The organism is Streptosporangium oxazolinicum (assembly GCF_039537505.1).
Lineage (GTDB): Bacteria > Actinomycetota > Actinomycetes > Streptosporangiales > Streptosporangiaceae > Streptosporangium > Streptosporangium oxazolinicum.
This window is the reverse complement of record NZ_BAABAQ010000010.1, coordinates 88,830-110,964: the sequence shown is the minus strand read 5'-3', so window position 1 is coordinate 110,964 and position 22,135 is coordinate 88,830. Positions and strand designations below refer to the sequence as shown.

Here is a 22,135-nt window from a genome sequence, read left to right as displayed (position 1 = left end):
GATCGCCGTGGTTCAGACATGCTCGGGGACGGGCGCCCCCCGACGGTCCGAGAAGGGCAGCGCGAGGCCGGACGCGCGAGCGCGCAGGCCCCCCGGCCGCTGGAACAGGGCTCCGGAGGCGCGATGCGGCAGGTCGACCGTGCGGAGATGCGCGAAACGCTGTCCCCGATAGTAGTCCTGCAACCTCAGGTTGTCCTTGGAGCAGTCAAGCCTGAGCCATCTTTTCCCCATGGCCAGGGCCCGCAGGCCCGCCCAGTCGAGGAGCGCCTCCCCCAGGCCCGTACCGGCGTGGTCACGCGCCACGGCCAGCTTGTGGACGTAGAGCGCCGAGCCGGGGTCGTCTCCCCGGTTCCAGAACTCGGGGTCGGCGTGGCCGTCCAGGGCGAGGGTCGCGATGAGCCCGCTCTCCCCCTCCGCCCCGTCCAGCAGGTACAGGACCCCCTCGCCGATCAGCGGGGTGATGCGCCCGGCGGGGAAGCCGCCGGCGGGCCACTGCCGTACGCCGCGGCCGTTCAGCCACCCGGCGGTCTCGGCGAGGAGCGCGAGCACCCCGTCGAGGTCACCGTCCGTGGCCCTGCGCAGCGTGAACGGGCGCGTAGCGGTGGGACTGGCGGTGTTCGAGTGCATGGTTCATCCCTTCGTTGCGTTCGGTACATGAGGTGACACGGAGCGTGTCCATGTGATGGCGCACGGCGTCCATGCCGGGCTAGGCGGATGCCTAGGGGCCTGAGGCGAGCGGTGAGACCGCGATCGGGAGGGGAAGCGGGGAGAGACCGGCCGTGGCGAAAGGCGCGGGCGTGCGGGGAGAGCGGGGAGAGCGGCGTCTAGCCACCTGGCGGGCACGGCCCCGTACTCGCCCGCGGCGCGGGCGGAACGGGGGCCGGCCCGTCAGGGCGGTCACGGAGACGTCAACGGCTTTCCAGCTCGTACCGGATCAGGTGCTTGTCCGCGGGCAGGACCGACACCGCCACGCGTACGGGGGTGTCGTCCTCGTCGTAGCCGACCCGGATGTAGACGACGACCGGCGTGCCGAGCTGGAGCTGGAGCCGCTCGGTCTCGGCGCTGTTGGGCATCCGCGCCCAGATGTCGTCCACCACCCGCACCTGCCGGTGGCCGAGTTCCTCCAGGACCTTGTTCGCCCCGCGCACGATGTCGCCGGGGCGGGTGATCTCGGAGTCGGCGACCAGGGCCAGGGGGAAGTAGGAGTCGTTGGTGTTGTACGGCTGGCCGTCCACGAAGCGCAGCCTGCGGCGGACCACGGCGAGCTCGTCGTCCGCGAGCTCCAGCCTGCTGGCGATCTCCTCGACCGGCTGCACGATCGAGACCTCGATCTCCTGACTCGGCGCGCGTCCCTCGCGGGAGACGGCCCAGGCGAAGGCCTCCAGGGTCTCCTCGCGGCGCGGCTGCAGCTCGCGCTGGGGGTGCATGAGCAGCGGGCGGCGTTCCCTGACGACGGTGCCCCTGCGGGGGGTGCGGGTGACCAGGCCCTCGTTCACGAGCTCGCCGAGGGCGAGCCGTACGGTGTTGCGGCTCACCTGGTGCGCGAGCATGAGCTCCGCCTCGGTCGGCAGCTGATCCCCCGGTCCGAGCGCACCGGAGTAGATGGTCCTCCGCAGGTCGGAGGCCACCTGTTGATACAGCGTTGACCGTGCCATTAAGTCCCCTTTGTGCCAACAAAACTAGACGATCTGGTTCTAGCGGGGAACAGCCCCTTGACCCAACCTCCCAAGACCCGCATCATCCAATCGTTGGTACAAATCCATCGAAAGGTCAGCGAGGGGGTGGAGACCGGTGCTGTCGGTCCGCACGGACACGCCGAACCTGCCCTGGCGCGATCCCCGCGAGGCGACACGTCTGCTGCGCTACGCGTTGCACCGCCAGGGATTCACCCACACCTACCAGAGCAACGGGAACGGCATGTCCGTGCTCTCGGTGCTGACCGATCTGACTGTCTGGTGCAAACACGGGCTCTTCATCTGGAATGAGGACGGCGTCGAGTCGTCCCATCCGGCCGACGACCCGGTGGGGGCGGCCCGCCTCATCTCACGGCACTACCGGCGGCCCGCACCCGACGACGACCTATCGGAGGAGGAGGCGGACCACCCGGTCCGCACCTTCGCCGCCACAGACTCCGAGCGCGACTAGCAGGTCGAGGACCCCATCCCTCGCCGGGGTCCTCCACCGCCGCGCCGGGGACGGAACGCGTCCTGGCGGGTCCCCCACGCCCGCCAGGGCGCGCTTCCCATCACGGGATCGCGTCCACGGGACGGGACCCACCAGGGCGTGGCCGCTCGCCTCCCCTCACCCCCCGCTTCCGGCGGCGGGCGGCCCGTCGGGACGGAAGACGTGAACCGCGCGAGGGACGACAATTGCCCTCATGCGGTTCGGGATCCTGGGCACCACGCGGGCGTGGCACGAGAGCGTCGACGGTGACGACGACGGCGAGGTACGGGTCGGCGGACCGGCCCGGCGGGCGCTGCTGGGCCTGCTGCTCGCCCGCGCCGGCGAGGTGGTGACGGCCGACCTCCTGATCGACGACCTCTATGGCTCGCGGCCACCGGGAGGGGCGGCGCACGCCCTGCAGTCGCAGGTGTCCCGGCTCCGCCAGGCCCTGGGGGGCGAGGCCGAGATCGAGGCCGTCCCCTCGGGGTACCGGCTCGCGGTCGATCCGGGCGACCTCGACGCCCACCGCTTCGAGCGGCTGTCGGACGAGGGACGCCGGGCCCTGCTCGGCGGGGACCCGGCAGGGGCGGCCGTACTGCTGCGGGAGGCCCTGGACCTGTGGCGGGGACCCGCGCTCGCCGACGCCGCGGACGCCGCCTCCGTGCGGGCCCTGGTGCTGCGGCTGGAGGAGCGCAGGCTCGGCGCCCTGGAGGACCGCATCGAGGCCGACCTCCAGCGGGGCGAGCATCGCGCCGCGGTGCCCGAGCTGCGGGAGCTGACCGCCCGGCACCCGCTTCGGGAAAGGCTCAGGAGCCTTCTCATGCGCGCCCTGCGGGCGGGTGGCAGGCAGGCGGAGGCCCTGCTCGCGTTCGAGGAGACGCGGCGGCTGCTCGCGGACGAGCTCGGCGCGGACCCCTCGGCCGAGCTGACGGCCGTCCACCGGGAACTGCTCCAGGGGGAGCGGCCGTACGAGCCGCCCGCGCCACCGGCGCAGCTGACGAGCTTCGTGGGCCGCGACGAGGACCTCGCCGAGGTCACCCGGCTGCTCGGGACGACGCGCCTGGTCACCCTGCTCGGCCCCGGCGGGGCGGGCAAGACCAGGTTGTCGATCGAGATCGCGAGCGGGCTGCCGGACGTCCGCTTCGTCGAACTCGCGGCGCTGCGCGACGGGCGGCGGCTGCCGCAGACCCTGCTCGGCGCGCTCGGTCTCCGCGAGAGCGGGCTGCTCACCGTGCCCGAGGAGACGGAGCCCGTCTCCCGGCTGCTCGCGGCGCTGGCCGACCGGCCGCCGCTGCTCGTCCTCGACAACTGCGAACACGTCGTCGAGGCGGCCTCGGACCTGGTCGCGCGGCTGCTCGCCGGATGCCCGGAGCTGCGCGTCCTGGCGACGAGCCGGGAGCCGCTCGGCATCACCGGCGAGAACCTGTGGCCGGTCCGGCCACTCGGCCCGTCGCCCGCCGCGCGGCTCTTCGCCGACCGGGCCTCGGCCGTACGCCCCGGTTTCGCGCCGGACGAGACCGGGGCCGAGATCGTACGGCGGATCTGCCGCGAGCTCGACGGACTGCCGCTCGCCATCGAGCTCGCGGCGGCCAGGGCCCGCACGTACGAGCTCCCCGAGCTCGCCGCCCGCCTGGACGACCGGTTCCGCCTGCTGTCGCGGGGCAGCCGTACGGCCGACGCCAGGCACAGGACGCTGCGCGCGGTCGTGGCGTGGAGCTGGGATCTGCTGTCCGAAGCCGAGCAGGTGCTGGCCAGGCGCCTGACGGTCTTCTCCGGCGGCGCGACCGCCGAGGCCGTGGCGCGGGTCTGCGGGGTGCCCGACGCCGAGGACGTGCTGGACTCCCTCGCCGACAAGTCCCTGGTGGAAGTGGGCGGCGGGCGCTACCGGATGCTCGACACGATCCACGCCTACTGCGCCGAACAGTTGGAGGCGGCCGGGGAGTCCGAGGCCCTGCGGCGCGCGCACGCGGACCACTTCCTGGAGCTGGCGAGGGAGGCGGATCCCCACCTGCGGCGTGCCGAGCAGCTCCGGTGGCTGGAGGTCCTCGTCGCGGAGGACGCCAACCTCCAGGGCGCGCTGCGCTGGGCCTCCGAGTCAGGGGAGGTCGAGCTCGCCCTCGCGCTGTTCGCCTTCCTGTCACCGTATTTCTGGATGCGCGGTATGCGGACCCTGGCGACGGCACCGGCGGTCACGCTCCTGGACACGATCGGCGACAGCCCTCCCCCGGGGCTCGGCGATGGGTACGTGCTCTGCGCCCTGGCGGCGGCGGCCGGTGGCGGTGGCCGGGAGGCGTGGGAGCGTCACCGGGCCACGGCCGAGGCGGCCGTCGTCGACCCGGACCGGCCGCACCGCCACCCGGTCGTCACCTTCCTCTGGCCGATGGTCAACTCCGCCGCGGAGGATCCGAGGGTCGCCCTCGCGGTGATCGCCCGAGGGCGGGCGGGGACCGACCCCTGGGAGAGGGCCGTCGTCCACCTGCTGTGGGGATACCCGCAGCTCGCCGCCGGGGACCTGGCGCAGGCCGAGGAGGAGTTCACCTCGGCCGCCGACGCCTTCCGCTCGCTGGGTGACCGGTGGGGGACGTCGCTGGCCCTGGACGCGCTCGCCGGTCTGGCCGCCCTGCGCGGCGACCCGGGGAAGGCGATCGCCCTGACCGACGAGGCCATCGCCCTCACCGAGCGGCTCGGCGCCCTGGAGGACATTCCCGACCTGCTGTGCAACCGGGGCGACTACCGCGTCCAGGCCACCCGGGCCGGGAAGGACCCGGCGGGCACCGGTCTTCCCGAGGCGCGCGCCGACTACGAGCGGGCGGCCGAGGTCGCCCGCCGCGCGGGCAGTCCCACCTACCTGGCCGCGGCGCTGCGCGGCCTCGGCGACATCGCGCGGCTGGAGGGCGACCTGACCGGGGCGCGCGTGCTGTACGAGCAGGCGCTCGACCGGTTCGAGACGCACTGGGTGAAGAGCGCGGGAAACCGGACGGCCGCGCTCCTCGGGCTCGGCAGGATCGCCGAGGTCTCCGGCGATCTCACCGAGGCCCGCGCCCTGCACCGGCGGGCCGCCGAGGTGGCGGTGGAAACGGGGGCGATCACCGAGAGCGCCCGCCCGGTCGAGGCCCTGGCGGGAATCGCCCTGCTCGAAGGGGACGCCCCCGGCGCCGCCCTGCTGCTCGGCGCGGCCGTCGCCCTGCGGGGCATCGCCGTCGAGGACGACCCCGACGTCTCCCGTACGGCCGACGCCGTGCGGGCCGCGCTGGGCGAGACGCCGTACGAGGCCGCCCACGGCGAGGGGGCGCGCCTGTCCGCGACGGCCGCGCTCCGCCTGGCCGGCGTCTCCGAGACCTTCATCCGGACCTCACCGCTCAGCGGCCTCGCCGACCACAAACCGGCCCTGCCCGGCTGACCGGCCCGGGGGCCTCCGGACGTACGGGGTGCTCGGTGTGCATGGGTGCTCGGTGTGCATGGGGTGCTCAGCGTTTACGGGGTGTTCGGCGCGTATGGGGTGTTCGGCGCGTACGGCGCTTTCAGTATGCGCAGGGCGTCCGCCCTCGCAGGGCGCTCGGCTTGTCCGGGACGTTCTTGGGCGCGCGCGGGGCGCTCACCGCGAGCGGTGAGCGGCCGGAAAGGTGGTGAGCACGTCGTGAGCGAGCGGTGAGCGCCCTTGGACAGGCTCTCCTCATGAACACCACACCGCGGCTCAAGAACACGAACATCCTGATCTCCGGGGCCGGCGTCGCCGGTCCGGCGCTGGCCCACTGGCTGCACCGCCACGGCTTCACCCCCACGATCGTGGAGCGGGCACCCGGCGTCCGCGACGGCGGCTACGCGGTCGACTTCCGCGGCGAGGCACACCTCACCGTGCTCGACCGGATGGGGATCCTGGACGACATCCGGCGCGAGCGGACGAACATGGGCGCGATGGCGTACGTCAACGCCGCGGGCAAGAAGATCTCCAGCATGCCCGCCGACGTCTTCAGCGGCGACGTGGAGATCCTGCGCGGCGACCTGGCGCGCATCCTGTACGAGCGCACCCGGGACAACGTCGAGTACCTCTTCGACGACTCCATCACCTCTCTCACCGAGGACGCGGAGGGCGTACAGGTCACCTTCGAACGCGGTGGGCCGCGCCGGTTCGACCTGGTCGTGGGGGCCGACGGGCTGCACTCCACCGTCCGGGCGCTCGCGTTCGGGCCCGAGTCGCGGTTCGTGAGGGAGATGGGCCTGTACTGCGCGATCTTCACCACCGCCAACCACCTCGGACTCGACCACGCGGGGCGGATCTACAACACTCCCGGCAAGCTCGTCGGCATGTACAGCGCCCGGGGGAACACCGAGGCCAAGGCGACGTTCTACTTCGCCTCCCCGCCGCTGAGCTACGACCGCCGCGACGTCGAGCAGCAGAAGAAGATCCTCGCCGAGGCGTTCGCCGACGTCGGCTGGGAGGCCCCCCGGCTGCTGGACGCGATGCGGGACGCCCGGGACTTCTACTTCGACTCGATCAGCCAGGTTCACCTCGACAGCTGGTCGCGCGGGCGGGTCACGTTGCTCGGGGACGCCGCCTGCTGCGCCTCGCCGCTCTCGGGCATGGGCACCGGCCTGGCCATGATCGGCGCCTACGTCCTCGCCGGGGAACTGGCCGCCGCGGGCGGTGACCACCGCGCGGGCTTCGCCGGGTACGAGGAGGCCATGCGCGAGTACGCGACGGGATGCCAGAAGTCGGGTGACGGGGTGGGCAAGTGGATGGTTCCCGACAGCCGGTTCATGGCCTGGTTCGTCAACCAGAACTACCGGCTCCTGCCCTACGTGCCGTGGAAGGGACTGATCGCCAAGGGCATCCGGCAGACGGCGAACGCCATCACCCTGAAGGACTATGAGCACTGACCGCCCTCGCCGCCCCGCCTGCCACGTCCCGCACGTTCTCTGTCGAAAAATGCTGAGATCCACCCAGACGATCCTGCTCAGGGCCCTCTCTCCGGCTCGGGGGTTTCCGGAGCCTCACCGAAGCCCGCCAAACGCACGAGACCTCAATTCGCAAGGAGGTTGACGCCGCCGGATGCAGGACCGAGTATCGCAGTCATAGTGCAATATTCTGCAACTAGAACACACGGAGGCGGTACGATGCGGCCAACGTTCCTCGGCAAAGAGACAACCGGCGGCCAAAGCCCCACCCTCTACGTCACCGAGCGGGGCACCTATCTCGTGCAAGGCTGGATCGTCACCGACATCGGCATTCTTGCCATGCTGAACATGTCGGACGGCGAGACATGCGTGGAGGTGCCGGCACCGCTCCTCACCCATCTCGCCAAAGACGGGCTCAACGGGGAGGTGACGAACCTCGTCTTCCCCATCGTCCACGTCAAGGAGGACGGAAACTACATCATCCAAGGGGAAAGGGTGACCGACTCGGAAGCACTCGCGATGATGGACATCCCAGACCACGAAACGTGTGTCGAGGTCCTCAAGGCACACGTCGTGGCTCTGCTCAGATAAAGCCGATGGAGCCGATCACATACGAACAGTTCAAGAACATGTTCCACTCAAGTCGGCGGGCGTGGCATCTCGAACTGAGAGACGTCTACAACGTAGAAACGGAAGAGATTCCCTTCGGGAAGTGGCTCAAAGGAGAATCGGATGACCTCGGGTGGCACCAGGAGTGGCTCGACCACCTGCGAGAGGTCACGACCTTGGGCGTCAGGGTCGAGCGTCTGCGAATCGTGACCGAGCCTCATACCCGTTATATTCGATGGGAGATGACCCTCAACCCGGGCAACATCGAAGCCGGGGAAGAGATTCGATATCTTCCTCGACACGAAGCGGAAGACATCGGTTTCCCCGCGGAAGACTGCTGGCTGTTCGACGACGACGGGCTGGTGCTCAGCCTTTTCGAGCCGGACGGACGTTCAGGGGGCTTCGCCCTGGAGGACGACCCCGAGCTGATCGCACGCTATCGAACCGTGCGTGATCAAGCCTGGTCACGAGGCATTCCCCATGCGGTCTACGTGACCGAATAAGCTCTACCCGTGTCCACTCCCGCCCGCCAGGCCCGCGAAGCCTTCGGCGTACGTCTCAGAGACATCAGAAACGACGCCGGCCTGACGGGCAGGACCTTGGCGGCCTTGGCAGGGTGGCATTTCACCAAGATCTCCAAACTTGAGCATGGTGTTCTGAAGGCATCGGAAGAGGACGTACGAACCTGGTGTCGCCTTTGCGACATGGAGGATCAGCTTCCGGATCTGCTTGCCACGGTGCGCTCGATCGACACCATGTTCGTCGAATGGCGAAGGCAACTACGGTCGGGAACCAAGAAGCGCCAGAAGGAAAGTGTCCGCTTCGAGGCGGAAACCACCCTGTTCCGCGCCTTCGAAGCATGCGCCGTTCCGGGACTGCTGCAGACCGCTCCATACGCGGAGCAGATGCTCAGATATTTCACCGGCTTCCACGGCACGCCTGATGATATCGAGGCGGGCGTACAGGCTCGCATGGATCGGCAACAAATTCTCTATCGAGGCGACCGTCGCTTCCATATGGTCTTCTGCGAGTCGGTATTGACACTGGGGGTGGTCGGCAAGGACGTGCTGGCCGGTCAGCTTGACCGACTGCTGGTCATGTCGACACTCCCCCGTATGCGTATGGGGATAATTCCCACGCGCGCCCGCCACGGCTACCTTCCCCTGCACGGCTTCTGGATTCTCGACACCCGAGAAGTCTTGATTGAGACGATATCAGCAGAAATTAAGCTGACTCAGCCGGGAGAGATCAACCTTTACACCAAGGCGTTCGATCAACTCGCCCAGTCCGCTGTATACGGCAGGGAGGCGCGAGGCTTGATCACTCAGGCCGTCACCGTTCTGAATAACGAGCCAGACTGATTGCAACTGTTTGCAACATCCTTGAAGCCGACAACTCCGGTTCCTACCGTCTTAGGCATGACGACCTCAGAGACAGCAGGAGAACCCCTCGCCGAGGGATACGAGAACGACGAGGTGACCGACGCGACGGCGGAGAAGCACGGCAGGTCCCTGGCCCTCGTGCAGCGGCTGCTGAAGGCGCGAGGGGTGCGGGCCAAACCGGTTCACACGGTCGTCCTGAGACTGTCCCGCGACGGCAGGCCGCTTCCGATCGCGGAGCGCAGGCGACGCGTCCCCGAGCTGGTCGCCTACGACGGCGGCGGGCGAATGGCCGCCTCGGTGACCGTGGGCAGACGCTCGGGCTGCTACCTGGTCCACCCGTCCTCGGCGGGTGCCGAGATTCGGACGGTGAAACCCGACCGGCCGCACGCGGTGGTGGACGTGGTCCTCGCGGCGATCGAGGAAGGCGGCCAGGGGAGGCGGCAATGCCGGTGAATGACTGGCACATCCTCGGTGACATGGCCACCCGGAGGGTCAACGGGCAGGAGGTCGAGGTCAAGGTCGCGGGCTTTCCCGGCATCCACGCGGCCATCGAGGACTGGGAGACCAGGGAACGCGCACGCCAGGTCCGGGACCTGCGGGAGCTGGGCAGGCTCGTGGACGGTGCCATAGCCCGCCTGCAGACGCGCCACGAGACCGCGCGCGGGGTGAGCGAAGGCCAGGCGAGACGTCCGGCGCCGAAGGTCGGCCCGACGCGGGCGCCGGGTTCTCCAGTCCGGGACGCCACTCCCCGGGCTCCCTAAGCTCTTTGAGCCCCCCGGACTCCCCGGACTCCCCGATGAGCGTGAGGCGGGCCGGACGGAACGGTTACCTCAGCCTCAGCTGAGACCTCCGTTGGCCTGGAGGTTCTGGCCGGTGAGCCAGCGGCCGTCGGGACCCACCAGGAAGGCCACGACGTCCGCGATGTCCGAGGGGGCGCCGAGGCGGGAGAGCGGGGTCAGCGCGGCGATCTGGGTAGGAGCTCCTCCGGGTTGGTGCCGCGCAGGAGGTCGGTGTCCGTGGCGCCCGGGGAGACCGTGTTGACGGTGATGCCCCGTTCGCCGAGTTCGCGGGCCGCGACGGAGGTCAGCTGTTCGAGGGCGCCCTTGCTCGCCACGTAGGGCGCGATGCCCGACGCGGCGCGGACGGTGTTGAGAGTGGAGATGTTGACGATACGGCCGCCGTCACGCATGTGCCTGGCGGCGTACCGGATGGTCAGGAAGGCGGCCTTGGCGTTGACCGCCATGGCGCGGTCGTACAGTTCCTCGGTGGTCTCCGCGATGGGGATCGGAGTGAAGTTCAGCGCGGCGTTGTTGACCAGGATGTCGAGGCCGCCGAGAAGCTCCTCGGCGGTCTCCATCAGCCACTCCGCGGCGCCCGGCTTCCCGAGGTCGGCCTGGACGGCGCGGGCGCTCCCGCCCGCCTCCTTGACCACCCGTTCCACCTCGGACGCGGACGCGGCGGCGTTCGCGTAGCTGAAGAGAACGTCCGCCCCGTCGCGGGCGAGACGCTCCACGATCGCCCGGCCGATGCCCCGGGACCCCCCGGTGACCACCGCCGTCCTACCCTCCAGCACCGCCATGCCGACCTCCGCGCCTCTCCCGTGAGCTCTCAGCCGTCCTTCGGGCCCCGCGTCCACACCTGCCGCGCTCCCCTGCCGCCGTGGCCGGAGCCATCGCCTTCGTCCCGGGAACCCGCGGCCTTCGCGCCCGCTCCCCTTCCGAGCCCCTCTGCCTCCCGCCGCTCCGGGCCCCACCGCGAACCTATGATCGACCGGCGCGGTTGTCGACGCCCTCCCGGGGAGGCGTCCGGCCCGTGAACCGGACGGAGGCGGACCGGGTTCATTGGTACGTTCCAGATCCGTGATGCTCCGGATATGGCGGAGTTTCGGTCTCGCGCCTAATCTGCCCACCATGACCACCGATGGGCGCTCGGCGCACATTCTCGACGTCCTGATCACCGAGTTCGGTGATTCCATGAAACGCGACCCCGCCGCCTTCCGGCGCAAGTTCCGGAAGATGGCCGCCTCGCCCTTCGCCTTCTACCGGGGCAGCGCCTGCCTGTTCTACGCGGACATGACCGGCGCGTTCGCCGACGACGCCTTCCTCGACGAGCAGACGCGGCGCGTCTGGATCCACGGCGACCTGCACGCCGAGAACTTCGGCACCTACATGAACGCCTCGGGCGTCCTGGTGTTCAACGTCAACGACTTCGACGAGGCCTACGTCGGCCCGTACATCTGGGACCTGCGGCGCTTCGCGGCCAGCGTCGCGCTCATCGGGTACGCCAAGGCGCTGTCGGACGACGTCATCACCGGCCTGGTGACCGAGTTCGCCCACTCGTACCTCTCCGAGCTGCACGGCATCTCGGAGGGCGGGGACGACGCGATCGGCTCGCTCACCCTGGACACCACGAGCGGGGTGCTCCACCGGGTGCTGCAGCTCGCCCGGCTGAACACCCGGGTGGCGCTGCTGGACCTGGAGACCACCGTCGAGAACTTCGACCGCAGGTTCGCCGTCATGGACGGCCGCTATCCGGTGGACCAGGAGACCCGCGAGGCGGTGGAGGTGGCCTTCCGCGACTACCTGACGACCCTTCCCTCGGTCTCGGAGGTCGAGCACAAGATCAAGGACTTCGCGCTGCGCACCGGCATCGGGATCGGCTCGGCCGGGCTGCCCTCGTACAACATGCTCCTGGAGGGCCACACCCAGGCCCTGGAGAACGACGTCATCCTCTACATGAAGCAGGCCCAGGTCCCGGCCGTGGCGCGGCACATCACCGACGAGAAGGTGCACGGCTACTTCAGGCACCAGGGCCACCGCACCGCGGAGTCGCAGCGGGCCCTTCAGGCGTACGCCGACCCGTGGCTCGGCTACACCACGCTGAACGGCGTCGGCCAGCTGGTCGCCGAGGTCTCCCCCTACTCCGCCGACCTGGCCTGGGGTGACGTCAACGAACCGGACGAGCTGGCCTCGGTCATCCGCGACCTGGGCCGGGCCGTGGCCAGGATGCACTCGGTGGCCGACGACGAGTCCAGCCACGACCTGGTCGACTTCTCCACCGAGGACGCGATCGTGGCCGTGATCGACGGCGACACCGACGGCTTCACCCGCAGCCTCGTCGGCTTCGCCCACGCCTACGGGGCTCGGGCGAGGGCCGACCACGGTCTCTTCGTCGACCTGTTCAGGAACGGCCGCCTCCCCGGCCTCTGACCCCTCGCCCGGCCTCCGCGAAACGCCTTGTCCGAGGCCGGGCATGTCTCATCCGATCCGGCCCCCCTCGCCGCTCACCCGGTCCGGCCCCCTCGCCGCCCGCCGAGGCCGGGCATACCCTCCGCCCCCTCGCCGCCGTCCACCTCCGTTCACCGGCGCTCCACCTCCACCCCTGCCCCCGCCTCGGCCTCGCGCCGGGTAGAGGCCGGGCGGGCCTCGGCGTGATGGCAGGCGACCTGGGCGGCGGCCGAGGACGACAGGACCGGCAGCGGCCGTGACACGCACAGCCCGTCGACCCCTGTTTCGGCCGCCGCGCCCGAGGCCAGGATCTGGCAGCGCGGATGGAAGCGGCAGCCCGGCGGGATCCGGGTCGGGTCCGGTGGCTCGCCGCCCAGCACCACCGGCGACGGCGACTCCGGCAGGACCGACAGCAGCGCCTGGGTGTACGGGTGCGAGGGCGCGGTGAGGATCCGTTCCACCGGCCCCGACTCGACGATCCTGCCGAGATACATCACCGCGACGCGGTCGGCGATGTTCCAGGCCAGCCCGAGGTCGTGGGTGACGACCAGCGCCGACAGGCCGAGCTCGTCGCGGAGGCGGAGCAGCAGGGCGAGGATCTCGCCGCGCACCGACGCGTCCAGCGAGGCCACCGGCTCGTCGGCGACCAGCACCCTGGGGTCGAGCGCGAGGGCCCCGGCGATGACGACGCGCTGGCGCTGGCCGCCGGAGAGCTCGTGCGGGTAGCGGTTGAAGAACCGCTCGGGAGGCCGCAGCCCGGCGCGCGACAGCGCCGACGCGACCCGCTCCCCCTCCGCGGGCAGGCGGTGGATGCGCGGCCCCTCGGCCACCGCCTCGTAGACGGTGTGCCGGGGGTTGAGCGATCCCGTGGGGTCCTGGAGCACGAGCTGCACCTCGCGCCGGTGGGCCCGCAGCGCGCGCGAGGAGTAGGCCAGCGGGACACCGCCGTACAGGACCGACCCCGAGGCGGGCCGCTCCAGGCCGAGCAGGGTGCGGGCCAGCGTCGTCTTGCCACAGCCGGACTCGCCGACCAGCGCGACGATCTCCCCTTGGCCCACGACGAGGTTCACCCCGTCCACCGCGCGGGCGCGACGCCCGCGCGAGACGAACTCCACGCGCAGGTCCCGCGCTTCGAGCAGGGTCATCGGGTCTCCTCGTGGACGCGGACGTGGACACACGCGGCGGTGTGCGCCACCTCGGAACGACCCGCCGCAGCACGACCCGCCTCGGCACCGCCCGCTTCCGCACGGCCCACTTCAGTACGACCCGTTTTGGTACGGCCCACCGGCCAGAGCTCGACCGGCTCCGACGCGCACGAGACGAGCGACACCGGGCAGCGGGGATGGAAGGAGCACCCCGTGGGCGGGTGGGCCGGGTCGGGCGGGTCCCCGCCCAGTCCCCTGGGCGCCATCCTGGAGGCGGGGTCGCCGACGGTGGGGAACGCCTCGGCCAGCGCCCTGCTGTAGGGGTGCCCGGCGTCCCCGAAGACCTCGTGCGAGGGACCGGACTCGACCACGCGGCCCGCGTACATGACCGCCAGCCGGTCGCACGTCGCGGCCAGCACCGACAGGTCGTGAGAGATCATGACGAGGCCGATCCCGTGTTCGGCGATGAGCGAGCGGATCAGCGAGAGCACCTGCGCCTGGATCATCACGTCCAGCGCGGTGGTCGGCTCGTCGGCGACGATCAGGCGCGGGGAGCAGGCGAGCGCCATCGCGATCATCACGCGCTGGCGCTGCCCGCCGGACAGCTCGTGCGGGTAGCTACGCGCCCGCCAGGCGGGCAGGCCGACCTGCTCCAGCAGCTCCGCCGTCCTGCGCCGCGCCGCCGCGCCGGTCGCGATGCCGTGCACCCGCAGCGGCTCGGCGATCTGGTCGCCGATCCTGCGCACCGGGTTCAGGGCGTGCTGGGCGCCCTGGAAGATCAGGGAGGCCGACGCCCACCGGACCGCGCGCAGCCGCCCCCAGCTCATCGTGAGGACGTCCTCGCCGTCCAGCAGGATCTCCCCGGACACCAGCGCGTCCCTGGGCAGCAGCCGCAGCAGCGACATGGCCAGCGTCGACTTGCCCGACCCCGACTCCCCCGCCACGCCGAGGGCCTCGCCCTCCGCCAGGCCGAGCGAGACACCCCGCACGGCCGGGACGTCCCCGGCCGCGCTCCGGTAGGTCACCGCCACGTCGCGCAGTTCGAGCAGGGTCACGAGACCCCCCGGACGCGCGGGCCGGACACGGCCGGGACGTCTGGAAACCACGGGTCGATCACGGTCACGAGGCCCCCCGAAGGCGTGGGTTGAGTACGGTCTCCAGGGCGCGTCCGCAGAGGGTGAACGCCAGGACGACCAGGACGATGCACAGGCCGGGTGGCAGCACGTACCACCAGGCGCCCGAGGTGGCCGCGCCCCAGTCGTAGGAGCCGCGCAGCATGCCGCCCCACGACACCTGGCCCGAGTCCGCGCCGAGGAAGGCGAGGGTGGACTCGGTGACGATCGCGCTCGCCACCGTGAGGGTGGTGTTGGCCAGGACCAGCGGGGCGACGTTCGGCAGCACGTGCCGGGTCATGACGTGCCAGTGCCCGGCGCCCAGTGCCCTGGACCTCTCGATGTAGGGCCTGGCCTCGACCGCCAGCGTCTGGGCCCGGATCAGCCTCGCCGTGGAGGCCCAGGAGGTTACCCCGATCGCCAGGATGATCGTGGACGCGCCGCCGCCGAGGACGGCCGCGAGCACCAGGGCCAGGACGAGGGCGGGCAGCACCAGGAACCAGTCGGTGACGCGCATCAGCACGGCCGAGACCCAGCCCCGGAAGTGCCCGGACGCGATGCCGAAGACCGTACCGATCACCATGCTGAGCAGGGCCGACATGAACCCGATGAGCAGCGAGACCCGCGCGCCCCACAGGAGCATGAGCAGGACCGAGCGGCCGGACTCGTCGGTGCCGAGCGGGAAGTCCGCGCTCGGCGGCGCCATCTTGGCACCCGTCGCCCTGGTCACGTCCATGCCGGACGGGTCGGTGACCAGCGGCGTGAGAAGGGCCGCCAGGACGGCGACCAGCAAAATCGCCGCGCCGTACAGCCCGGCCCTGTTTCCGCCGTACGCGCGGCAGAACCGCGCGAGGGCGGCGCGGCGGCGCGCCCTCGCGATCGCACGCGACGTCCCGGCGCCGTCGCCGACCTCGCGCGGGGTCCCCTCCTTCGTGCTCACGCCGACCTCACCCTCGGATCCAGGACGTGGTAGACCACGTCGGCCAGCGTGTTCATCACGATCACCGCGACGCAGACGAGCATGAAGGTCCCCTGCATGACCGCGTAGTCGGGCCCCTTGATCGCCTCGACGAACAGCAGGCCGAGGCCGGGCCAGGAGTAGACGAACTCCACCGAGACCGCGCCGCCGACCACGAACCCGATCTGCATGAACACCAGGGTCACCGTCGGCAGCAGCGCGTTCGGCACCGCGTGGCGCCGCCGGACGTCGTCGTCGCGCAGGCCCTTGGCGCGGGCGGTGGTCACGTAGTCCTGGCCGATCTCGTCGAGCAGCGAGGAGCGCATGACCAGCAGGTACTGCGCGTAGACGACGGCGACCAGGGTGAGGCACGGCAGCACCAGGTGGTGGGCGACGTGCAGGAGGTAGAGCGGCCCGTCCGGCGCGTCGACGTCCTCCATGCCCCGGGTGGGAAACAGGCCGGGGATCGGGCCCATCCCCGCGGCGAGGACCATGAGCAGCAGCAGTCCCAGCCAGAAGGTCGGCACCGACCACAGGGTGAGCGCGGTCCCCGTGGAGAAGCGGTCGAACCGGCCGCCGTGGCGCCAGGCGGCCCTGGTGCCCTGCCACATGCCCAGGCCGACCGCGATGGCGAGCCCGGTGCCCACCAGCAGCAGCGTCGGGCCCACCCGCTCGCCGATGAGTTCGGCGACCGGCCTGCGGTACTCGTACGAGGTGCCGAGGTCCAGCCGCAGGGTTCGCAGCACGAAGTCCAGGAACTGCTCGCCCAGCGGCCGGTCCAGGCCCATCTGCCGTCTGAGCAGGGCGAGCTGCTCGGGGGTGACCGGCACGTCGCGGGTGTAGGCGATGGTGGGGTCGCCGGGGATGAGGCGGAACAGGAAGAACGTCGCGACGATCACCAGCCCGATGCCGAGCAGCGCCCCGCCGAGCTTGGCCAGCGCGTAGCGCGCCAGCCCCCGGCGGGCGCCGCCCTGATCGTCCTTCGGCGGCGCCTTCGTCAGCTCGTCCAGCGATGTGCTCATCGTGCTCATCGGCCGCTACTCGCGGTCGTCGGCGGTGGCGCGGCGCCGCCTGACGAGGAGGAAAATCCCGGCTCCGGCCAGTACGACGACGACCGCCACGACGGCCAGGATGACGCCGTTCCCCGAGTCGTCTCCGGCCGGGGCGGCGGGACGCTCCACCGCCCGCAGGGAGTAGACCGGCCAGTAGCCGCTCCCGCCGTACAGGATGCCCTTGTCCTCCGGGATCGGGGTGATGGAGGCGATCCGGTCCTTGCGGTAGACCTCAAGGTTGTTGGGGTAGTAGAGCGCGACGACGGGGGCCTCGGTGTAGAGCCGCTCCTGCATCCGCTTGATCAGGTCCACGCGCTTGGCCCGGTCGAGTTCGGCCAGCTGCGCCTGGTAGAGCCTCTCGAACTCGTCGTCGCAGAAGAACGACTCGGTGCCGCCGCCCTCGCCGCTCGCGGTGGGCCTGCGGCTGCACAGGTGGGTGGCGAGGACCTCCTCGGGGTCCGGGTTGACCGACCAGCCGCTGATCGCGATGTCGTAGAGCGCCGTACCGCCCGTCTCCTCGGTGAACTTGTTGGAGTCGAGCTTGCGGGTGGTGATCCGGATGCCGACGTCCCTGAGCCAGCCGGTGAGGAACTGGGCGAGCTTGTCCTCGACGGGGTCCTCGGTGTGGATGCTGAAGCGCATCTCCAGCGCGCGGCCTCCACCGGGCATGGTCCGGATCCCGTCGGCGCCCCTGGCGTATCCGGCCTCGTCGAGGAGGCGGTTGGCCTCGGCCGGATCGAAGGTGACGGCCTTGTCGCCCTCGGCCCTCCAGAAGAACTCCTTGTACATCGGCGGGATGATCGAGCCGTCGGCCGGGACGGCGAGCCCGTTCTGCACCTGCTCGACGAGGGTCTTCTTGTCGATCGCGTGGTGGATGGCGCGGCGCACCCTGGCGTCCTTCAGCGCGGGGTGCCCGTCGCCGATCGGCTCGCCGTCCGCCGTCTCGGCGCCCGGGTTGAACTGCAGGTAGCTGGCGCGGCGGCCCGGGGTGTTCCACTGCACGAGGTTCGGGTCGCCCGCGAGGGCCTGGAACTGCGGGGGTGCCAGCCGCCCGATCCAGTCGACGTCGCCCTTCTTCAGCCCGGCGTTGGCCGCCTCCGGGTTCTCGTAGAAGATGACGTGCAGCTCGTCGATCTTGGGGGCGCCGCGCCAGTACGACGGGTTGGCCCTGAGCTTCACGTAGTTGTTCTTGCTGTGCTCGACGGCGACATAGGGTCCGCTGCCGACGGCGGGGTAGGTCTCGTTCTCGAAGGTGCCGATGTCGGGCACACCCTCCCACACGTGCTTGGGCACGATCGGGATCGGCAGCTCCAGCATCGAAGCCTGCGGCTTCTTCGTCTTGATGACGAGGGTCCGGTCGTCGGGCGCCGTCACGGTGTCGAAGTTCTCGACGGCGGGGCCGTTCGCCGTCTTCGCCGCGTCGTCCGTCATGATCTTGTTGAAGGTCCACGCGGCGTCCCCGGCGGTGACGGGCCTGCCGTCCGACCAGGTGGCTCCGGCCCGGATCGTGAAGGTCCAGGTCAGCTTGTCCGGGGACGTCTTCCACGACTCGGCGAGGTCGGGGCTGGGCTTCAGGGTCTTGGGGTCGGAGACGGTGAGGTAGCCGTGCGTCCAGCGGTGGATCGACGTCGAGATCAGCCGGACCGCGAGGAACGGGTTCATCGAGTCCATGCTCTGTGTCGCGCCCAGCCGGACGATCCTCTTCTCCGGCTGGGGCGCCCGCGCGGCCGAGGCCCGCAGAGCGGGATGCGCGGGATGCGCGAGCGCGCCGGGAGCCCCCGAGACCCCGGAGCCTCCGGAAGGTGACGCGTGCGCCCCGGGAAGGGCCGCCGTCACCCATGCCATCGACAGTCCCAGGCTCAGCGCCAGCAGACGCGCACCCGTTCTGAGCATGCCGTACCCCCACCTTCGGATCGGTGACTTTCTGACAACGAAGGCACACCATACGAACGGCACGTGTCAACGAGCGGTGGAAGATTGTTTCACTCTCGTTTTATTTGGCGACATTATTTTTCAGGCCCCCTGCCACAAAGGGGATTTAAGATCATAAAAGGGATGAGCAACGCGCAGAACCGACCGGTTGGTATGGACGCGGTCACCGGGGTGCGGCATGCTACAGAACATGACTCTGTTCTCGGTGGAAGGCAAGACCGTCGTCGTCACCGGCGGGTCCCGGGGAATCGGCCGGATGATCGCGGCCGGGTTCGTCGACGCGGGAGCCACGGTGTACATCTCCGCGCGGAAGGCGGCCGAGGTCGGCAAGACGGCCGCCGAGCTGGGGTGCGTCGCCGTCCCCGCCGACCTGTCCACCGAGGACGGGGTGTCCGCGCTGTTCGAGGCGGTCGCGGAGCGGGAGTCCCGGCTTGACGTGCTGGTCAACAACGCCGGGGCGACCTGGGGAGCGCCGCTGGAGGAGTACCCCGAGCACGCCTTCGACAAGCTCTGGGGGATCAACGTCAAGGGCGTGTTCTCCCTGACCCGGCGGTTCCTGCCGCTGCTGCGCGCCGCCGCGACCCTGGAGGACCCGGCCAGGGTGATCAACATCGGCTCGGTGGACGGCCTCCGGGTGCCGACGATGGAGACCTACGCCTACTCGGCGGCCAAGGCGGCCGTGCACATGCTCACCCGGCACCTGTCCCAGCGGCTCGCCAGGGAGTCGATCACGGTCAACGCGATCGCCCCGGGGCCGTTCGATTCGAAGATGATGGCCTTCGCGCTCGACGACCCGGCGACGCGCGCGGCGATCGCCTCCCACGTCCCGCTGGGCAGGATCGGCAGCCCCGAGGACATGGCGGGCACCGCGATCTTCCTGTCCTCGCGCGCGGGCGCCTACCTCACCGGGGCCGTGATTCCGGTCGACGGCGGCCTCTCCGGCCACGCGTAGCCCCACCGGATCGCGGGATTCTTCACCCATGACCAGATTATTGGGACTCTGAGCAACAAAAGCCCCATCCGTAACACAAGTGTAAAATTTTATCCCTTGCCGTCATTTCTTCCAGATGACAGCTTTACCTCATGCTGAAGCGTTTCAAGGTGATGGCACCGGCCGTACTGGCCGTGGCCATCGCCCTTCCCGCCGGAGCCGCCCAGGCGGATCCCACTCCGGCCGCACCCTCCGCGACCACCTGTGACGCTACCCAGACTCCCCCGGCGTACAACGGCAAGGTGCCGACGCCGAAGAGCGTTCTCGGCTTCGAGCTCGGCGAGCGGGAGGTCACCTCGGCCGAGTCCGACACCCTGCTCACCGCGATCGACAGGGCCAGCGACCGGGTCGTCTCCGGCACCCTGGCCACGACCGCCGAGGGACGCCCGCTGAAGTACGCGATCGTCGGCACCTCGAACAACATCAGGAACCTGCGCGCGATCGAGTCCTCGATCAAGCTGCTGCGCAACCCCCTCACCCCCGCCCCCGTGGCGAAGGTCCTCGCCAGGAACACGCCCGCGATCCTGTGGGTGGCCGGAAACGTGCACGGCGGCGAGGAGAGCGGCACCGACGCGGCCCTGCGGACCCTGCACGACCTGGCGGGGCGGGACGACTGCGCGGCCAAGCGGATCCTCGACAACGCCATCGTGGTGATCCTGCCGACGCAGAACCCCGACGGCCGCGAGGCAGACACCCGGCGCAACGCCTACTCGTTCGACATGAACCGCGACTGGTTCGCGCGGACCCAGCCGGAGACCGACGGCAAGATCGAGCTGATGCGCAAGTATCCGCCGCAGCTCTTCATCGACGCCCACGAGATGGGCGGCACCGAGTTCTTCTTCCCGCCGAACGCCGACCCGTTCTACCACGACATCGCCGAGCCGGCGATCGACTGGATCAACAACACCTACGGCGCCGCGATGATCGACGAGTTCACCCGGCGAGGGATCCCGTTCTTCAACCGCGACGTCTACGACATGTTCTACATGGGCTACGGCGACACGGTCCCGACGACCGGGTTCAACGCGGCGGGCATGACGTACGAGAAGGGCAGCGCCTCCCCGATCGCCACCCGGGCCTTCGAGCAGTGGCTCACCCAGTGGGTCTCGCTCTCGGCCGCCGCCGCCAAGAAGACCGAGATCCTCACCACCTGGCACGGCATGTACGCCGACGCGCTCAAGCAGGGCCTTGAGGGCAAGCTGGAGCCGAACCAGGTCTACAACCCGGGCAACGAGGTCATCACCCAGGTTCCCGACCGCAAGGTCCGCCACTACTTCCTGCGCGCCGACGACCCCGCCAAGAAGGCGGAGACCGAGCTGATCGTACGGCGGCTCCAGCGCATGGACGTCCAGGTGTTCAAGCTCGCCCTGCCGCTCACGGTCAAGGACTTCAAGGCGTACGGCAGGCCCGAGGCGAGGACCACCCTGCCCAGGGGCACCTACTGGATCCCGATGGCCCAGGGCCAGAAGCACTGGATCCAGGCCATGCTGAACGAGGACACCTACACGCCGTTCCCCTACTTCTACGACGTGACCGCGTGGAGCATGCCACTGCTCGGCAACGTCTCCGGCGGGTCCTCCGGCCAGGTGCTGCTGCCCATCGCGACGCCGGTCCAGCAGGTGGACGCCCCGTCGACCAAGGTCACCACCTCCCGCAAGATCGGGGTCCTGCAGCTGTCCGGCGGCACGGCGCAGAACGCCGCCGAGTCCTCCGGCTGGCTGCGTCACCGCCTCGACCGCGACTGGAAGCTGCCCTACACGGTGCTCACCCCGGCCGACGTCGCCGCGGGCAAGCTCACCGGACTCGACGTGGTGCTCGTGCCCGACGGCTCCGCCAACTCGGCGAACACCGTCCTCGGCGACGCCGGTCGCGCGGCACTGCGCGCCTGGGTCAACGGCGGCGGGCGGTACGTCGGCTGGGCGGGCGGCACCCAGCTCGCCGTCCTGGCCGGTGTCTCCGGTGTGACGCTGACCGAGCCGACCTCGGACGTCCCCGGCACGCTCTTCAGGACGAACGTGGCCCAGGGTCCGCTGAGCAAGGGTGTCGGGTCGAGCGTGATGCAGTTCTACGCGTACGACCTGGTCATGCGCGCCGCCAACCCCGCGCACGTGGTCTCCTCCTACCCGGCCGCGAACTCCCCCGATTGGTACCAGTCCGGTTTCGCGCTGGGCGCCGAGGAGCTCGGCGGGACGGCGGCGGCGGTCGACGAGCCGGTGGGCAACGGTCACGCGGTGCTGTTCGCCGCCGACCCGAACTTCCGCGCCTTCACCGACGGCACGATGAAGATCATCTCCAACGCGATCACCGCCGACCTGCCGTCCGCCTCCGCGCGGGCGCGGGCCCTCGCCCCCGTCCCCGACGCCTCCCGGGCCGTCGCGGCCATCCCGGACCGCGGATCGCCGATCCGCGTCACGGTCCCCGCGTCCGACCGTGACAAGGTCACCGCGGCGCTGAAGGGCTTCGGCGCCACCTGGACCGAGCAGCCCGCCACCGACGGAGCCGTCCGGTTCACGGTCGCCAACCCCGAGGAGCTCGACCTGCACGAACACCCCTGGGCCCGGAAGCTCCCCGGTGCCCTGCGCACCGCCGGGGTCTCCCCGCTCGCGGTGGTGATGCCCCAGTAACAGCAGCGATGACACCGCGCGGCGCGCGTCCCCTTCCCCGGGAC

The 22,135-nt window shown here is 70.5% G+C and carries 20 protein-coding genes; 11 read left to right on the top strand and 9 right to left on the bottom strand.

Annotated elements, in window-relative coordinates:
* Positions 1-12: 12 nt before the first annotated feature.
* On the bottom strand, positions 13-627 hold the full coding sequence (locus ABD817_RS25090; protein ID WP_344920579.1) for a GNAT family N-acetyltransferase: 615 nt from the start codon (positions 625-627) through the stop codon (positions 13-15).
* 281 nt (positions 628-908) lie between these two features.
* Positions 909-1,655, bottom strand: coding sequence for a GntR family transcriptional regulator (locus tag ABD817_RS25085; RefSeq protein ID WP_344920578.1), 747 nt, complete (start codon positions 1,653-1,655; stop codon positions 909-911).
* 136 nt (positions 1,656-1,791) lie between these two features.
* Between ABD817_RS25085 and ABD817_RS25080 the strand changes: the two genes are divergently transcribed.
* The 8 genes from ABD817_RS25080 (at position 1,792) to ABD817_RS25045 (ending at position 9,811) form a co-directional block, all read left to right on the top strand.
* Positions 1,792-2,145: a hypothetical protein gene (locus tag ABD817_RS25080; protein WP_344920577.1), complete on the top strand. Its 354-nt coding sequence runs from the start codon at positions 1,792-1,794 to the stop codon at positions 2,143-2,145.
* A 232-nt stretch (positions 2,146-2,377) separates the two neighbouring features.
* The gene (locus tag ABD817_RS25075; RefSeq protein ID WP_344920576.1) at positions 2,378-5,563 is read left to right on the top strand and encodes an AfsR/SARP family transcriptional regulator; all 3,186 of its coding nucleotides are present in this window, start codon (positions 2,378-2,380) and stop codon (positions 5,561-5,563) included.
* Between the two features lie 275 nt (positions 5,564-5,838).
* A complete protein-coding gene (locus tag ABD817_RS25070) occupies positions 5,839-7,041 on the top strand; it encodes an FAD-dependent monooxygenase (protein WP_344920575.1) in 1,203 nt (400 codons plus the stop codon).
* A gap of 237 nt (positions 7,042-7,278) precedes the next feature.
* On the top strand, positions 7,279-7,650 hold the full coding sequence (locus tag ABD817_RS25065; RefSeq protein ID WP_344920574.1) for a hypothetical protein: 372 nt from the start codon (positions 7,279-7,281) through the stop codon (positions 7,648-7,650).
* A 5-nt stretch (positions 7,651-7,655) separates the two neighbouring features.
* A complete protein-coding gene (locus ABD817_RS25060) occupies positions 7,656-8,171 on the top strand; it encodes a DUF6879 family protein (protein WP_344920573.1) in 516 nt (171 codons plus the stop codon).
* A gap of 9 nt (positions 8,172-8,180) precedes the next feature.
* On the top strand, positions 8,181-9,029 hold the full coding sequence (locus ABD817_RS25055) for a helix-turn-helix domain-containing protein (RefSeq protein ID WP_344920572.1): 849 nt from the start codon (positions 8,181-8,183) through the stop codon (positions 9,027-9,029).
* Positions 9,030-9,086: 57 nt separating this feature from the next.
* Positions 9,087-9,503 (top strand): hypothetical protein, encoded by a 417-nt coding sequence (locus ABD817_RS25050; RefSeq protein WP_344920571.1) that lies wholly within the window; start codon positions 9,087-9,089, stop codon positions 9,501-9,503.
* On the top strand, positions 9,494-9,811 hold the full coding sequence (locus ABD817_RS25045; RefSeq protein ID WP_344920570.1) for a hypothetical protein: 318 nt from the start codon (positions 9,494-9,496) through the stop codon (positions 9,809-9,811). The genes ABD817_RS25050 and ABD817_RS25045 overlap by 10 nt, the downstream gene beginning before the upstream one ends.
* Positions 9,812-9,886: 75 nt before the next feature.
* Here the strand turns inward: ABD817_RS25045 and ABD817_RS25040 are convergent, their stop codons facing one another.
* A complete protein-coding gene (locus ABD817_RS25040) occupies positions 9,887-9,961 on the bottom strand; it encodes a hypothetical protein (protein WP_344920813.1) in 75 nt (24 codons plus the stop codon).
* Positions 9,962-10,005: 44 nt separating this feature from the next.
* Positions 10,006-10,629 carry an SDR family NAD(P)-dependent oxidoreductase gene (locus ABD817_RS25035; protein ID WP_344920569.1) on the bottom strand — a complete coding sequence of 208 codons (624 nt, stop codon included), beginning with the start codon at positions 10,627-10,629 and terminating at the stop codon, positions 10,006-10,008.
* Positions 10,630-10,960: 331 nt separating this feature from the next.
* Between ABD817_RS25035 and ABD817_RS25030 the strand changes: the two genes are divergently transcribed.
* Positions 10,961-12,259: a DUF2252 domain-containing protein gene (locus ABD817_RS25030; protein ID WP_344920568.1), complete on the top strand. Its 1,299-nt coding sequence runs from the start codon at positions 10,961-10,963 to the stop codon at positions 12,257-12,259.
* A gap of 149 nt (positions 12,260-12,408) precedes the next feature.
* Here the strand turns inward: ABD817_RS25030 and ABD817_RS25025 are convergent, their stop codons facing one another.
* The 5 genes from ABD817_RS25025 to ABD817_RS25005 all read right to left on the bottom strand — a co-directional run bounded on the left by ABD817_RS25025 (position 12,409) and on the right by ABD817_RS25005 (position 18,437).
* Positions 12,409-13,422 carry an ABC transporter ATP-binding protein gene (locus ABD817_RS25025; RefSeq protein WP_344920566.1) on the bottom strand — a complete coding sequence of 338 codons (1,014 nt, stop codon included), beginning with the start codon at positions 13,420-13,422 and terminating at the stop codon, positions 12,409-12,411.
* Complete coding sequence (locus ABD817_RS25020) at positions 13,419-14,477, bottom strand: ABC transporter ATP-binding protein (protein ID WP_344920564.1); 1,059 nt, start codon at positions 14,475-14,477, stop codon at positions 13,419-13,421. The genes ABD817_RS25025 and ABD817_RS25020 overlap by 4 nt, the downstream gene beginning before the upstream one ends.
* A 64-nt stretch (positions 14,478-14,541) precedes the next feature.
* Positions 14,542-15,474: an ABC transporter permease gene (locus ABD817_RS25015; RefSeq protein ID WP_344920563.1), complete on the bottom strand. Its 933-nt coding sequence runs from the start codon at positions 15,472-15,474 to the stop codon at positions 14,542-14,544.
* Entirely contained in the window at positions 15,471-16,523 is a 1,053-nt protein-coding gene (locus ABD817_RS25010) for an ABC transporter permease (protein ID WP_344920562.1), read from the bottom strand. The genes ABD817_RS25015 and ABD817_RS25010 overlap by 4 nt, the downstream gene beginning before the upstream one ends.
* A gap of 6 nt (positions 16,524-16,529) precedes the next feature.
* Positions 16,530-18,437: an ABC transporter substrate-binding protein gene (locus tag ABD817_RS25005; protein WP_344920560.1), complete on the bottom strand. Its 1,908-nt coding sequence runs from the start codon at positions 18,435-18,437 to the stop codon at positions 16,530-16,532.
* 229 nt (positions 18,438-18,666) lie between these two features.
* Between ABD817_RS25005 and ABD817_RS25000 the strand changes: the two genes are divergently transcribed.
* Together ABD817_RS25000 and ABD817_RS24995 are read left to right on the top strand one after the other, a co-directional pair.
* Complete coding sequence (locus tag ABD817_RS25000; protein WP_344920559.1) at positions 18,667-19,428, top strand: SDR family oxidoreductase; 762 nt, start codon at positions 18,667-18,669, stop codon at positions 19,426-19,428.
* A 131-nt stretch (positions 19,429-19,559) separates the two neighbouring features.
* Positions 19,560-22,091, top strand: coding sequence for a M14 family zinc carboxypeptidase (locus ABD817_RS24995; RefSeq protein WP_344920558.1), 2,532 nt, complete (start codon positions 19,560-19,562; stop codon positions 22,089-22,091).
* The last annotated feature ends 44 nt before the right edge of the window (positions 22,092-22,135 follow it).

Coding starts and splice junctions, on each gene's coding strand:
- ABD817_RS25025 (WP_344920566.1), bottom strand. CDS start 13,422: ATGACCCTGCTCGAAGCGCGGGACCTGCGCGTGGAGTTCGTCTCGCGC.
- ABD817_RS25030 (WP_344920568.1), top strand. CDS start 10,961: ATGACCACCGATGGGCGCTCGGCGCACATTCTCGACGTCCTGATCACC.
- ABD817_RS25035 (WP_344920569.1), bottom strand. CDS start 10,629: ATGGCGGTGCTGGAGGGTAGGACGGCGGTGGTCACCGGGGGGTCCCGG.
- ABD817_RS25005 (WP_344920560.1), bottom strand. CDS start 18,437: ATGCTCAGAACGGGTGCGCGTCTGCTGGCGCTGAGCCTGGGACTGTCG.
- ABD817_RS25060 (WP_344920573.1), top strand. CDS start 7,656: ATGGAGCCGATCACATACGAACAGTTCAAGAACATGTTCCACTCAAGT.
- ABD817_RS25045 (WP_344920570.1), top strand. CDS start 9,494: ATGCCGGTGAATGACTGGCACATCCTCGGTGACATGGCCACCCGGAGG.
- ABD817_RS24995 (WP_344920558.1), top strand. CDS start 19,560: ATGCTGAAGCGTTTCAAGGTGATGGCACCGGCCGTACTGGCCGTGGCC.
- ABD817_RS25085 (WP_344920578.1), bottom strand. CDS start 1,655: ATGGCACGGTCAACGCTGTATCAACAGGTGGCCTCCGACCTGCGGAGG.
- ABD817_RS25070 (WP_344920575.1), top strand. CDS start 5,839: ATGAACACCACACCGCGGCTCAAGAACACGAACATCCTGATCTCCGGG.
- ABD817_RS25000 (WP_344920559.1), top strand. CDS start 18,667: ATGACTCTGTTCTCGGTGGAAGGCAAGACCGTCGTCGTCACCGGCGGG.
- ABD817_RS25065 (WP_344920574.1), top strand. CDS start 7,279: ATGCGGCCAACGTTCCTCGGCAAAGAGACAACCGGCGGCCAAAGCCCC.
- ABD817_RS25050 (WP_344920571.1), top strand. CDS start 9,087: ATGACGACCTCAGAGACAGCAGGAGAACCCCTCGCCGAGGGATACGAG.
- ABD817_RS25075 (WP_344920576.1), top strand. CDS start 2,378: ATGCGGTTCGGGATCCTGGGCACCACGCGGGCGTGGCACGAGAGCGTC.
- ABD817_RS25010 (WP_344920562.1), bottom strand. CDS start 16,523: ATGAGCACGATGAGCACATCGCTGGACGAGCTGACGAAGGCGCCGCCG.
- ABD817_RS25090 (WP_344920579.1), bottom strand. CDS start 627: ATGCACTCGAACACCGCCAGTCCCACCGCTACGCGCCCGTTCACGCTG.